Origin of the sequence: Atopobacter phocae ATCC BAA-285 (genome assembly GCF_000526675.1) — a bacterium.
Lineage (GTDB): Bacteria > Bacillota > Bacilli > Lactobacillales > Aerococcaceae > Atopobacter > Atopobacter phocae.
Genome location: NZ_JAGN01000023.1, coordinates 12,576 through 27,166, shown reverse-complemented (window position 1 = coordinate 27,166; position 14,591 = coordinate 12,576). Strand labels below are relative to the sequence as shown.

The following is a 14,591-nucleotide window of genomic DNA, read 5'->3' as shown; positions in this document are numbered from 1 at the left end:
CGCTTATAATATACAGGAGATCTGTTCTTTTTTGTACCCTAAAATAAAAAATAGAGTTGAGGCCTTCGGCCATCAACCCTATAAATTATAGAACCCATTTTTATTCCAATCAAAAAGCACGATTTACCTACTTCACTAGTAGAATAAGTCGTGCTATTAATTGTTAGAATGATTTATATTCGTGGTTGATGGTATGTCGCAAACCATCCACTTGTAAAGTGCCATAATAATAACGGCAAGGCAATTCCTTTTAACATACTACTAATTGAGATTGCCCACCAAATGCCAGGGGCTTGATACGACTGCATCAGCCATAGCCCGAGAGGAATGCGTAAAACATTTAAAGTAATCCCCACAATAGAAGGTAATCGTGTTTCTTTAAATCCATAAAAAATGCCAGATGTTCCAATTTCTAATCCCATAAATGGTTGACTTAATCCTAAAATGATTAAATAAATCGTTCCTAAACGTAATGCTTCTGAGCTGTCTTGAATAAACCATGTAAAAATTGTATGCCTTCCTAAAAGTAAGAATAGCATACCAACTACACCAATTAAGAACGTTAACATCATTCCTTTTTTGATTACATCTTTTAGACGTTCTTGCAATCGTGCGCCTACATGCTGTCCGACAACTGCTGTTAACCCTGTCGCAACACCTTGCGCACTTAACCAAGTAATTGATTCAATTTGAGAACCTGTCGAGAAAACCGCAATAGAAGCTGAGCCAAATACAGCTACTAAACTAGTAAGTGCAATACTAATTACTGCATGTATTCCATTTTGAACTCCACTCGGTAATCCAATTTTTAAAATACGATGACTTAATCCATAATGACCAAGACTTAGCCATTTTATTTGGGACAAGTCATGTTTTTGTTTATACATCCGTCCAAAAAATATAAAACTAACTAATACTTGAGCCGTTACTGTTGCAATAGCAGCGCCACGAACACCTAAACCGAAAAACATAATGAAAATCGGATCTAATATCATATTCAGAAATAATCCTAATACTATGTTTTGAAACGGCGTCTTACTATCCCCCATCGAATGATACGCACTAGCTAAAGTCGGATTTAAGAAAATAAACGGCATCCCAATCGCAATGACTTGTAAGTAGCTTAAAGCATACGTATTAACACGATCTTCTAATTGAAAAATATGAATTAACGGTTGTTGAAAACATAATAAAATAAGACCATATAAAAGACCGAGCAAAACTGCTAATTGAGCACCTGATGCGATTGAACGATGACTCTTTTCAATTTGTTGTGAGCCTTGATATTGTGAACTTAGAATACCCATTCCGACACGTGGAACTTGTACAACTGCCTCAGCAATCCACAAAAAATAGCCCATCGCCCCTGTTGCTGCAACTGCTTGAACACCTAAATGCCCAATCCAAAAAACATCCACCAGACTATAAGCGACTTGCGCAAATGCAGTGGCCATTAAAGGAGCCGCTAGACGAATTAAAATGTGATATACACTACCTTCTAGTAAATTAATTTGATTAGAGCGCCCCATTTTATTCTCCTCCCTAATTACTCCATTAAATAAAAACGCATCTCTTCATTTAAAGAGAAACGTTCTCACTTTTGATGTGTTATTAATGCGTTGCACCACCTATTACTTTAAGATCTGATTGATCTTGATAAGCTACAATCGCTTCAAGTGCTGCAACAATTCCTTTCACGATATCGTCTATATTCATGGCTGGTCGATTAGAACGATTCACCACTTGCTGCATCGTAAATGGAATATGCATAAACCCTGCTTTTGTCTGTGGAAAAGTTGTATGTGTTAAATATAATAATTGATACATCACATGATTACACACATAAGTCCCCGCTGTGTTCGATACACTTGCTGGCAATCCTTCAGCTTTTATAGCTTCTACCATTGCTTTAATAGGCAATTGTGAAAAATAAGCTGGTGCACCATCTGGCTGAATTGTTTGATCAATTGGTTGATTTCCTTTATTATCTGGTATTACTGCATCATCTTGATTAATTGCTACACGTTCTGGTGTCAAACCAAACCGTCCACCTGCTTGGCCAATTGCTAATACCACATCAGGCTGAATTTCTTCCATTTTTTCACGCAATACTTGGACTGATTCATTAAAGACTGTTGGCAGTTTTAATGTAATAATGCTTGCGCCATCAATCTCCTTTGGCAACCGATTCACCGAATCAATTGCTGAATATACTTTTTCGCCTCCAAAAGGGTCAAATCCTGTAACTAAAATTTTCATAGTAATCGCCACTCTCTATTTTAAATTTATGTCTATCATCCGATACTCCATCTATTATGAATGACTCCTCCGACTAAATCAAATAAAAATACATATGCTACTTATAAAAAAAAGACCGTTAAAACGGTCTTTTACTTTACTATTTATACGATTCATTATTTGCCTATGAGAAAACTTACGATAAACTTGGCGCCGAACGTTTTAGTAAATCTCGGCTTAATCGCTCACCACAAATAAGTAAATATTCATCTTGTCCTTTAGCCGCAAGAAGTGTGATGCTATCGACTTCATTAAAGTGATTGCGTCCGACTGGAATTGTCAATTCTGGTGCACCAATTGTTTGTTTGCGATGAATTAAACGTCCATCCAAATAAATGAATAGATCAAAATCATTCGTTTCAACATCTAACACTTTACCGTCTGTGACAACAATCTTTTGGACAACTGCACCATATTCCTCCAAATATGTTCTAACGCGTCTTAGTACCGTTAAATCAGCCGCTTGCGTGACAATTAACCCGACTTGTTGATGCGCTAAGTCATGAAGTGGCTGTGGAATCCGTTGGTGTTCTTGATTCATACTCGCACGCAATAACATGACATCTAATACACTTCGCCCAATCAGATGAACGACATTATTTTTCCCGTGAACTCCTCGTTTTTTTCCATGTTTTTGATCCGCCTCAGTTGGCTTAAATTTCACGATGGGTTCTTCAATTTTATTAGGAGTTATTTTCTTACGACCATTGAAAGAAATACTACTTGCTGCCATATTATGAGTGACTACTAAAGCACTTGGTTGATAACTTCTTAAATTACGTCCACTATATTTACGATACATACTTTCTAATACGTCTAACTGTTTTGATAAGAACGCCTTGTTCACTCGTTCTGCGTATGTATCACCTAATATTAGTAAACCTTGTTGTTTCATCTCTTCTACTTCTTGAAAAGATAGCGCATGAGGTAATCGATTTAATTTGGGTTTATCTTGTGATTGTCCTTGCTGTTTCATCGAACACCCTCTTAAAATAATTGGCATACCATAAACAGGTGATTTCAACTCATTATATTCCCGATCTAATTCCTTGGCTTCTTTCAAGACTTCTGGATTAATTGCATGTATTAGTGGTAAATGACTAATATCTACCTCATATTGTAAAATGCGATACAAATACATTGCCGTCAATTCTTCGTATGTAAATACTTGTTGCGCTCTTAAATATTGTAACGTTTTGATATCATGATCCTTTGTAATTAAGTATAACTGTTCCAAACGATTCATATCATATTCGTGTAATAACTGATACAATTGTTTAGCTACTGGTCGCATTTTTCTTAACCGCTGTTGATAAGTCCGTTTCCATAAATTATAAGAAACAACACCTGCACCTAGCAATAAGCCACTAATCACACTGTTTTTATTCTTCATGATACCCCTCCTAGTTAAAACGCGTGACATCTATTAATTCGTCATGTTCATTATATATCAATTTCATTTCAATGTATGCCGTTTTTTCTTCAAGTAAGGGAGGTAAAAAATAACGATCGCCTTCCCACATTGGTAGATTCATTACTTCATTTCTAGGAATCCATTTTAATTCTCCTTCATCAGATTCAATGACTGCTTTTGTTGGCACTTCTGCTGTATATAAAAACATATAATCGGCTAAGCGATCGCCATATACAAAAGTAATCACACCTCGAGCGACGAGTTGTTCTAAGGCTATTCCCGTTTCTTCTTTTACTTCTCTTATCGCACCCGCCATTGGAGCTTCATTAGCTTCGATTTTACCACCGACGCCAATCCATTTATTTTGATTAATATCGATTTCTTTTTTATTACGATATAACATGAGCACATGTTCATCGTGCGTTAAATAGATTAATGAATATAATCCCATTGTCAAACCTCCTTCACTTCATGGGGTAATTCTACCCTCGTACGATAGTGATTCAAATGATAACGATAACTTAATACCCAAACGCAAATTTCTGTTAGTAAAACGGCACTCCAAATCCCTTGTAAGCCAAACCAATAACTCAAAATCATCCCCATTGGAATGATAATAAAAAGTCCTCTTAATAGAGAAAAGAATAAACTAAATCGCGGTTGATTGATCGCACTCAATGCCATTACGTTTAAGACATTTAACCCAGTTAATGGCAAGGACAAGAAGTATAGACGAATACCTTCTGTCGCCAATTGATTGAGAACTGTTGATTCCTCTGCATTAAATAACGCACTAATTGCTGGTGCATAAATATATAACAAAGCATACATAACGATACTTAGCCCGATAACCACATAACGAGCTAAGTGATAAAACTGTTGCGTCGTATCAGATACTTTGCCATTAAAGTACCGACTTAATAATGGTTGAGTCCCTTGAGAAATACCCGTAAACAGCGCATTCGTTACTAATGCGACATTGGCTATGACCCCATACGCAGCTACAGCAAGATTGCCACTTACCGCAATCAATAAATGATTAAAGACAAATAACACGACACCACCCGATAGTTCTAATAAAAATGTGGCACTTCCTAACGATAACATCGAAGGAATTAACTCCAGCTGAAACCACTTAATTCGTAATTGTAAATATGCATGTCGTTTAAAGTGAGGGTAAGCAATTAGCAGCCCAACAATCGGTGACATCCCAGTAGCTAAAGCTGCCCCCATCATTCCCCATTGAAAAGTATAAATGAACACATAATCTAAAATGATATTTAAAAAACTACCAATTAATTGCGTTGCCATTGCTCGACGAGGTGCTCCATCATTTCTTAAAAATGAACTCAAAATCGTATTCGTAATAAAAATTGGTGCCAAAGGTAAAACGACACGCAAATATTCCATCGTTAAACTGATCAACTCATCTGTTGCACCTAAACTTGTTGTTAATATCGGTAAACTCAACCAACCGATAGCACTCAAGCAGAGCCCAATAACGATTCCTAAAATGACACTCGTTGAATACGCTTGACGACGGATAGTCTGGTGAGAATGAATAGCAAAATAAATCGAACTCCCCATTCCAATTAATAACCCGACCGCACTAATTAAACTCCATATAGGCAACGCAATATTCAAAGCCGCTAATCCATCCACACCGATGCCATTAGCTATATAGTATGTATCAGCTAATATATAGACTGAAACACCTAAGAGCCCAAATACACTGGCTGAAACATATTGGACAAATTGTTGCCAAACGGTTGATCTATCTATCTCTTGCATCTCCTCACCTTTCTACTCTTTATTTACTATTTATGATAACTATGTCCCGCATTAATTCGTTCAATACGATAAATTTGTTCAATTAACATGAGTCGCATTAATTGATGGGGATAAGTTAATCGACCAAACGCTAAACTGCCTTGACACATCGATAAGACTGTATCACTTAGACCATTTGACCCCCCAATAACAAAACCAAAGTGACTATGACCACGTGTTTGTAGCTGATCAATCGTCTGAGCTAATTCAACTGAATCATACAATTTACCATCTAAACGCAGCGCAAACATATACGCTTGATTCGGCCATTTCTTTATTAATCGTTCACCTTCACGTTCTTTAATTTGTTCAATCGATCCTGTATCTGGTTCATCTGCTACTTCAATCACTTGAACTTTAGCATATGATTTTAATCTTTTTAAATACTCTTTAATACCTTCTTTTAAATACTTTTCTTTCAATTTTCCTACACATAAAATCGTCACTTGCATGGCTATTCCTCACTTTCAATATTCACTATTGTACCATATCTTTACCTCATGTATGATGTTCTAATTCATACAATAAAAAGCTGACAAGTATCGTGCTTGTCAGCTTAGATTTTATTTAATTAAAAATACTTTCATATAAAGTCATATAGGCATTAGAAGCAGTTTGCCAACTAAAGTCTTCTGCCATAGCTTCACGCATTAATCGTTCCCAAGCCGGTGAGGAACTTTCATACAATTGAATCGCTTTTTTCAAAGCTTCCATTAACTGGTAACTTGAAAATTCATTAAAGCCAAACCCTGTTCCTTCACCTGTGATTGGATTAAATGGTCGAACCGTATCTTTTAATCCACCAATCTCATGTACAATCGGTAATGTCCCGTAACGCATCGCAATCATTTGACTTAAGCCACATGGTTCAAACGCTGATGGCATAATGAAAGCATCACTACCTGAATAAATACGTTGAGCTAATTTCACATCAAATTGAATCTGTGCTGAGAATTTATCAGGATAAGCTCCTTCAAAATACTTAAACGTTTGTTCAAATGTTGGATCGCCCGTCCCTAATACAACGATTTGTACATCGTATTTTAATAAGTGGTGCAATTCTTCAATGAGTAGATGAAATCCTTTTTGATACGTTAAACGGCTAACAACACCAAATAATGGCACATCTGAACGAACGGGTAAATGCAATGCTTCTTGTAAAGCTGCTTTATTTGCTGCTTTTCCACTTAAATCATCGCTTGAATAATTTGCGTGTAAAATGGGATCCGTCATAGGATTATTAATATCATAATCAATGCCGTTAACAATTCCTGATAGTTTACCCGATTCCATACGTAAAATAGCGTCTAATCCTTTTCCGAACTCCGGTGTTTTAATTTCTTCAGCATAAGAAGGACTGACTGTATTCACACGATCAGCATATAATATCCCTGCTTTCATAAAATTAACAACATCGCCCATACGAATCGTTCCATCTTCATAGCGCTCCGCTCCCATGCCAAACAAATCCCATAAAATAGATGGCGAATAATAGCCTTGGAATTCAATATTATGAATAGTTAACACGGTGCGAATCCCTTGATAGGCATTGATCCACCGATATTTCTCTTTCAGTAAAAATGGAACCATCGCTGTATGATAATCATTCACGTGAAGGATATCAGGTATAAAGTCGATACGCTCCATCATTTCAATTAAAGCCATTTGGAAAAAGGCAAAACGTTCCCCATCATCAAAATAGCCATATAATCCATCACGATCAAAATAGTATAAATTATCGATGAAATAATAGGTCACCCCATTTAGCTGTAACTGCTTAACGCCACAATATTGACGACGCCATCCTACTTGAACGTAAAAATAAAATAAATCTTCACATTGCTCTTTGTATTGTTGTGGCATCGTGCCATAGTATGGTAAGACGACTCGACAATCGACTCCACGTTGGGCTAATTCTTTAGGCAAAGCGGCTGCCACATCGCCCAACCCCCCTGTTTTAAAGAAGGGGGCGCATTCTGAAGCTGCAAATAAAATTTTCATTCCGTTAGTCTCCCTCAATGATATCTTCTGTCACAAGTGACCCTTTCGGTATAACGACTGGGTGTTCAGCTGTTCCAATAATTTTAATACCAGGTTGAACTTGGACATATTTATCTAAAATAGCATATTTAATATGTGCTTTCTCACCAATGACTGCTTTTGGCATTAAAATGGAGTGTTCGACTAGGGCATCCGATTTAATTTCTGTGCGACGGGAAATAATTGACTCTCTCACTTCACCTTCAATAATGGAACCTGTTGCAAAGTGACTTTTCTTCACTTCTGATGATTCTGCATAGTACGTTGGCACTTCATTTTTAACTTTTGTATACACTTTACGACTTGTATAAAGCAAACTGTTAAATTTATTCACATCCAACATATCCATATTCGCATCGAAATAATGTTTAACACTAAAGATGTTGCTTAAATAGCCTGTATATTCGTAAGTGGATACACGACTACTTGTCATTTGATCACGGAAAATTTTATTAATATAATCCGTTAATCCGTTAACTTTTACTTCTTCTAATAATTCAATTAAACGATTGGTTTTGATAATAAAAATATCTGCACATAAATTATGTAATTCATCTTCCGGTACATCACTTAAAGAACCCGCTGTATTAGTGGCAATAATTTTACCATCTTCACCGACTTTAAGTAAACAATCTGTCTCATGAATTTGTTCTTTCATGACACGTTTGTACACAACCGTCATGTCACTTGCTTGTGTTTGATGAACTTTTAATACAGCGCGAAAATCAATATTACATAATATTTTACTACTCATATAGACTGTATATTCTGATTTAGATTTGATTAAATAATCAATAATCATATCATAGTAAGCTTGACTATCAGTTTTATTTTGTTCAGGGTAAACGTAAGTAAAGAAATGTTTCAAAATATTATCTAAATCCCACTCTCGTCCACCACCAATATGATCAAAAACGGATTGCGTCTTTCTTTCATTAAATACCATAAAAATTGTATTAATATTAGCATTCACAATATTTGATAAGTTGAAATCAATTAAACGATATTTACAATCAAAAGGCAATGTAGCGAGTGGTCGTTTTTCAGTTAGTGGTAATAACTCATCAAAACGATTTAAGTTCCCTACAATGGCACACATTTTATTAGTTCTCATCAATCGTCACCCCAATCACTTCAGAATAGCCGACTACGGCAATTTCGTCTGTTCCATCTATTACTGCATTATCTCCAACAATTGCATTTTCACCAATAATTGCACGATGAATTTTAACGTTCTTACCAATTGACGCACCTGGCATAATAAAACTATCGGATATTTCAGTTCCTTCTTTTACTTGAACATCACTCGATAGAATACTATGTGAGACGTTACCAGAAACATAACAACCATCAACAATTAAAGAGTTTTTAGCTGAACCTGTTTCAGAAATAACATGTGGTGGTGAAATCGTATTTTTAGAATACACTCGCCAACTACCTTCACGAATATTCAAGTCCATCTCCACATCGATGAATTCCATATTCGCTTCCCATAATGAATCAATCGTTCCAACATCTTTCCAATAACCAGAGAAGCGGTATGCATAGACATTTTCTCCACTATCTAAATAATTAGGAATCACGTGTTTACCAAAGTCAATCATCTTACCATCTTTTGAATAGCTATTGACTAAGACACTTCTTAAGTGTGACCAATTGAAAATATAAATTCCCATAGACGCTAAATTATTTTTAGGTTGTTCCGGTTTTTCTTCAAATTCAACAATTCGATCATTTTCATCCGTATTCATAATTCCAAAACGTGATGCTTCCTTCATAGGAACTTCAATAACAGCTACTGTTAATGAAGCGTTATTCGCTTTATGTTCTTCTAACATCGCTTCATAATCCATTTTATAAATATGGTCGCCTGAAAGAACTAACACATACTCTGGATCAGTTTGGTCAATATAAGCAATATTTTGATAAATCGCATGAGCAGTACCTTCAAACCATTTACTTCCTTCTGAACTAGAGAAAGGTTGTAAAATAGTGATTCCCGTACTAATACCATCTAATCCCCAACTTGATCCATTTCCAATATGATGATTTAAAGCTAACGGTTGATATTGTGTAACTACACCCACATTGCGAATACCTGAATTGGCACAATTACTCAGTGTAAAATCAATAATACGATACCGCCCACCAAATGGAACGGCCGGTTTTGCTATCTTTTGCGTCAATTTACCTAAACGTGTTCCCTGACCACCTGCAAGAATCATTGCTAACATTTCGGTTTTCATGTATGACGAAGTCTTCAAAGCTGCACTGTAAACAATTATAACAATCGATACATTACAAGGCTCCGTTACTTCTTTCCCCCTTTGCGATTTGATTGACTAAGACGATTGTTTGCGCGCATTATTGTTTGATGTTATGAAATAAATCATAACGTCATCTTTACTTAGATACGTTGATTACTTATTCGTTTTTTTAGCGGATTGTCGAACGTTTATTTTTTTAGGTTTAATAATTAAAGCACCTAATGCTGGAACAACTGGACGAATTTGATAATTAAATTGTTTGAATGGTGCTTCGATTGTTTCTAAATCATGATTTCCTTCAGCCCATGTCCCACCGAATTCTTGTTTTTCAGTATTAATAACTTCTTCATAAACACCCGGATAAGGTACACCAATTGCAAAATCTTGATGTTCAGTTGATGATAAGTTCAGAACGACAATGACAAAATCACTCTTTGTACGACTTTTACGAATAAAACTGAGCACACTTGCACCTGTGTTGTCAGCATCGATAATTTCAATCGTATCAGCTGTATCTTCTAATTCCCAAAGTGCTTTTTCATCACGATAAAATTGGTTCATAGTGGCTGTGAAATGTTGCATCGTTCGGTTGAAATGGTCATTTAAGTTGCCCCATTCTAATCCTTCATAAAATTTCCATTCCAGATATTGCCCCCATTCGCCTCCCATAAATAACAACTGCTTGCCGGGATGTGTCACTAAGTAAGTGACTAAGTTCCGTAACTGAGCAAACTGTTTATATTGGTCGCCCCACATTTTATTAACGAGACTCTTCTTCCCATGAACAACTTCATCATGTGATAAAGGTAAAATGAAATTCTCACTCATCATATACATAAATGAAAAGGTCATTAAATTGAAATGATCCCCACGATATAATGGATCCATTTCATAAAATCTTAAAATGTCATTCATCCAACCCATATTCCATTTATAATCAAACCCGAGCGTATCCATTTCAACTAATCCGGTCACTTTCGTATCAGCTGTACTTTCTTCCGCAATCATCACAACATTTGGGTGATGAGCTTTAACAACAGTATTTAATTTTTGAAGGAAATGATATCCTTCAAAGTTACGATTACCACCTTCATGATTTGGCGTCCAAGGTCCCTCATCATAATCCCGATAAATCATATTAGAAACGGCATCAACCCGAATCCCATCGATATGGAACGTATCAATCCAGTACAACGCACTTGAAATTAAGAAACTTTGTACTTGTGGTTTACCTAAATCAAAGTTCATCGCTCCCCAACGGTAGTTATGTGCACGATCATGTTCGTAATATTCAAAAGTAGGCGTGCCATCATAATAAGCAAGTGCATCATCATTAATACAGAAATGACCAGGTACCCAATCCATAATGACGGCGATATTATTTAAATGACATGTTTCCACAAATTCTTGGAACTCTTCAGGTGTACCGTAAGCTGAGCATACAGCAAAATAGCCGACGACTTGATACCCCCATGACATATCTAAAGGGTGCTCCGTTAACGGCATAAATTCAACGTGTGTATAATTCATTTCAACTAAATAAGGAATCAATTCACGTGTTAAATCGCCAATTGAGTAAGGTGTGCCATCTGGATGCCGACGCCATGAATGCGCATGAACCTCGTAAATATTCATTGGACGATTGAAATAGTTCATTCGTTTTTGTCGTCCACGCCATAGCCCATCTTTCCATTTACGGTCAGGCAGCGTATGAATACGTGCAGCGTTCCCCGGACGAACTTCATAATGCGTTGCATATGGATCGATTTTTAAAATTTCACGTCCATTGGCTTGTTTCACTTTGTATTTATACATCTGATTTTCTTGTGGCTCATCAGTATAAATTTCCCAAATTCCACTTTCACGACGCGTCATTGGCAATGAGTCACTCCAAAAGTTGAAGTCCCCTACTAACCATACGTGCTCTGCATGAGGTGCCCAAACACGAAATACATACCCTGAGCCATCATCTAAACGATGAACTCCTAGAAAATGATGACTATGAAAATTTTCACCCGTCAGAAACTTATGCTCTGCTTCAATCATTTGTTGTTCTAACACTTTATTCATCTTGCCAACCCTTTCCAACACTATTCATTAAAGAATATGTACAATTGATCTATTTTTCATTTACAATTATACCATAATTTACAAGTTTTGAAAGCCCTTTCTTAATTGGTAGGCTATGAAATAATGAGTGGTTGCCATTCGCATTCAAATTGGTGGATTATGTTAAGTTAATTGCTCCTTTCTTATCGTGACTGATGCTGTTAATTTAATTGTTTTTAAATCATTTTATAACCACATTCTAATTTATTAAAAGCAATATAACAATACCTTTTGTGTAAATAGTTGCAAACTTGCTCGTTTTTTTTCGTGTTACACTCATCGTAAAGATTTTTATTCACTTTTAAGGTAATTTTCGTTACAATTGAAACGTTATTAATAATATAAAGGAGGCTTTGCATGCGGCGATTTTTACGTAATTTTTCAATTACACAACAAATCGTAATTAGTTTTGCTTTAGTCATATTAATTGGGACAATCTTACTGAGCTTACCGATTAGTCAAGCGTCCACTAGTCAAGCACAATTGTTAGATCATTTATTTATGAGTGTATCCATGGTATGTGTGACCGGTTTAAGTACTGTTCCACTTGCTGAAACGTACAACCTTTTCGGACAAATCATTTCAATGATTTTAATTCAAATTGGTGGACTCGGTCTGATGACATTAATTGGCTTTTCTGTTTTGAAATTGAAAAAGGCATTAACTTATCAAGATACGATTCTGTTAGAAGCATCTGTGAATCGAGCATCCGCTGTTGATTTCAAACAATTTCTGACAATGATCTTTAAGTTTACTTTCTTAATTGAAGGATCAATTGCTCTTTTATTAATGATTCAGTTTATTCCTGAACAAGGCATTCCAAAAGGGATCTTCAATTCCATTTATTTAGCTGTTTCAAGCTTTTGTAATGCAGGGTTTGATCCACTAGGTCGCAGTAGCTTAATAGCTTATCAAACAAATTGGTTGGTGAATTTAACAATATCAGCTGGTATTATTTTAGGCGGGTTAGGGTTTTCTGTATGGTTTGATATTTATATGCATACAATCAAGACTTTTAATAGTCGTAAAAACCGTTCACTACGCGAAATTATTTATCGTTTTTGGTGTGGTTTAGAAATCCATACTCGTGCAGTATTAATCATGACGTCTTCTCTAATTTCTTTAGGAACTATTATTCCACTCGTTATTGAATGGTCTAATCCGTTAAGTATTGGCTCATTTAGTGTGGGTAATAAAGTATTAGTTAGTTTCTTCCAAGCAGTCACTATGCGAACAGCCGGATTTAGTAGCATTTCTTATGAACATGTTCATCCTGCCAGTTCGATTATTTACATGGTACAAATGTTTATTGGTGGATCGCCTGGTGGTACGGCAGGTGGTTTAAAAACTACAACCTTCTTAATGGTTGTCCTATTCTTCCATCACCAAGTGCGTAAACTAAAACACATCAATTTGTTAAAACGAACCATTGTAAATGAGTTAGTAGAACGAGCTTCTGTTATTTTCTTTGCGTTTACACTCATTTTATTATCCGGTTTCTTTTTAATGGTACTGTTTGAACCGACGAAATCGTTCCAAGCCCTTCTATTTGAAACATTCTCAGCGCTAGGAACAGTCGGTGTTTCTATGAATTTAACAGCTGAATTGAATCGATACAGTCAGTTCGTTATTATCTTATTAATGTTTATCGGACGTTTGGGGCCATTAGCGATCTTCTTAAGCTTACCGGCAAAACCTAATCGTGTAGATGTACGTTATGCTAAAACTAATTTAATTATCGGTTAATATCTAAAAGGAGTGAGTGTTATTAAAACAATCGGAGTACTAGGCCTTGGTGTTTTTGGAACATCAATTGTCCGCACATTAAGCCAATATAATTGCAATATTATCGCAGTCGATATGAACCCTAAACAAGTTGATCAAGTGGCAGATCTTGCAACTGAAGCGGTAATTGGTGATATAACTGATGATGCGTTATTAAAGGAAATTGGAATTGACCTTTGCGATGCAGTAGTTATTGCTATTGGAGAAAGTCTTGAAGCCAGTGTATTAGCTATTATGCACGTGAAAAAAATGGGAATCAAAGAAATTATCGCTAAAGCGAAAGGACGAACAGGCACTGAAATTTTATATGAAATTGGTGCTACGAAAGTCGTTCAGCCAGAAAAAGAAACTGGTAGACGTGTTGCGCGTAAAGTATTACATTCTAAAGTTTCTGATGTAATATTGCTAGATGATACCATTTCTATCGTCGAATTCCATTCGCCAAGTGACTGGATTAATCAAACCATTGTCGAATTGGATACTCGTGGTCGTCACGGCATCAATATTATCGGTTATCGTAATCGCCCAGGTGGAAGAATGCATGTTAATATAACACCTGATTTTGTTGTCCTGCCCAATCATATATTCATTGGTATTGCAGATACGGATGCATTTGAAAAATTTGAACGCACAACTAACTTAGACTAACTAAAAAAGGATGAATAGACAATTAAGTCTTTCATCCTTTTTATTTTATCAAAAGTTACTAACAAAGTTATCCACAGGACAAAAGTTATAAACCCTTGATTTTACCCACTCCTATCCGCTTTCATCAACTTACACTTATTATGGTCAACTCTTTTTTATACACATTGTTATGCACAACTTAAATAATTGATTAAATCCCT

The 14,591-nt window shown here is 36.0% G+C and carries 12 protein-coding genes; 2 read left to right on the top strand and 10 right to left on the bottom strand.

Annotated features, from left to right (window positions below; genetic code table 11):
• Positions 1-173: 173 nt before the first annotated feature.
• The 10 genes from L866_RS0105030 to glgB all read right to left on the bottom strand — a co-directional run bounded on the left by L866_RS0105030 (position 174) and on the right by glgB (position 11,919).
• Positions 174-1,529: an MATE family efflux transporter gene (locus L866_RS0105030; protein WP_025729761.1), complete on the bottom strand. Its 1,356-nt coding sequence runs from the start codon at positions 1,527-1,529 to the stop codon at positions 174-176.
• Positions 1,530-1,611: 82 nt separating this feature from the next.
• On the bottom strand, positions 1,612-2,259 hold the full coding sequence (gene pcp, locus L866_RS0105025) for a pyroglutamyl-peptidase I (protein WP_025729759.1): 648 nt from the start codon (positions 2,257-2,259) through the stop codon (positions 1,612-1,614).
• A gap of 175 nt (positions 2,260-2,434) precedes the next feature.
• Complete coding sequence (locus L866_RS0105020) at positions 2,435-3,691, bottom strand: hypothetical protein (protein ID WP_025729758.1); 1,257 nt, start codon at positions 3,689-3,691, stop codon at positions 2,435-2,437.
• A 10-nt stretch (positions 3,692-3,701) separates the two neighbouring features.
• Positions 3,702-4,163 (bottom strand): NUDIX hydrolase, encoded by a 462-nt coding sequence (locus tag L866_RS0105015; protein WP_025729757.1) that lies wholly within the window; start codon positions 4,161-4,163, stop codon positions 3,702-3,704.
• 2 nt (positions 4,164-4,165) lie between these two features.
• Entirely contained in the window at positions 4,166-5,503 is a 1,338-nt protein-coding gene (locus tag L866_RS0105010; RefSeq protein WP_025729756.1) for an MATE family efflux transporter, read from the bottom strand.
• 26 nt (positions 5,504-5,529) lie between these two features.
• Entirely contained in the window at positions 5,530-5,994 is a 465-nt protein-coding gene (rlmH, locus tag L866_RS0105005) for a 23S rRNA (pseudouridine(1915)-N(3))-methyltransferase RlmH (protein WP_025729755.1), read from the bottom strand.
• A gap of 115 nt (positions 5,995-6,109) precedes the next feature.
• On the bottom strand, positions 6,110-7,543 hold the full coding sequence (gene glgA / locus L866_RS0105000; protein ID WP_025729753.1) for a glycogen synthase GlgA: 1,434 nt from the start codon (positions 7,541-7,543) through the stop codon (positions 6,110-6,112).
• 4 nt (positions 7,544-7,547) lie between these two features.
• On the bottom strand, positions 7,548-8,696 hold the full coding sequence (gene glgD, locus L866_RS0104995; protein WP_025729752.1) for a glucose-1-phosphate adenylyltransferase subunit GlgD: 1,149 nt from the start codon (positions 8,694-8,696) through the stop codon (positions 7,548-7,550).
• Positions 8,686-9,828 (bottom strand): glucose-1-phosphate adenylyltransferase, encoded by a 1,143-nt coding sequence (locus tag L866_RS0104990; RefSeq protein ID WP_025729750.1) that lies wholly within the window; start codon positions 9,826-9,828, stop codon positions 8,686-8,688. The genes glgD and L866_RS0104990 overlap by 11 nt, the downstream gene beginning before the upstream one ends.
• A gap of 174 nt (positions 9,829-10,002) precedes the next feature.
• Positions 10,003-11,919, bottom strand: coding sequence for a 1,4-alpha-glucan branching protein GlgB (glgB, locus tag L866_RS0104985; RefSeq protein ID WP_035446202.1), 1,917 nt, complete (start codon positions 11,917-11,919; stop codon positions 10,003-10,005).
• 396 nt (positions 11,920-12,315) lie between these two features.
• Here glgB and L866_RS0104980 point away from each other — a divergent pair, with 396 nt between their 5' ends.
• Positions 12,316-13,704, top strand: a complete 1,389-nt coding sequence (locus L866_RS0104980; protein WP_025729746.1) for a TrkH family potassium uptake protein — start codon at positions 12,316-12,318, stop codon at positions 13,702-13,704.
• A gap of 12 nt (positions 13,705-13,716) precedes the next feature.
• Positions 13,717-14,391: a potassium channel family protein gene (locus L866_RS0104975; RefSeq protein WP_035446201.1), complete on the top strand. Its 675-nt coding sequence runs from the start codon at positions 13,717-13,719 to the stop codon at positions 14,389-14,391.
• Positions 14,392-14,591: the final 200 nt, after the last annotated feature.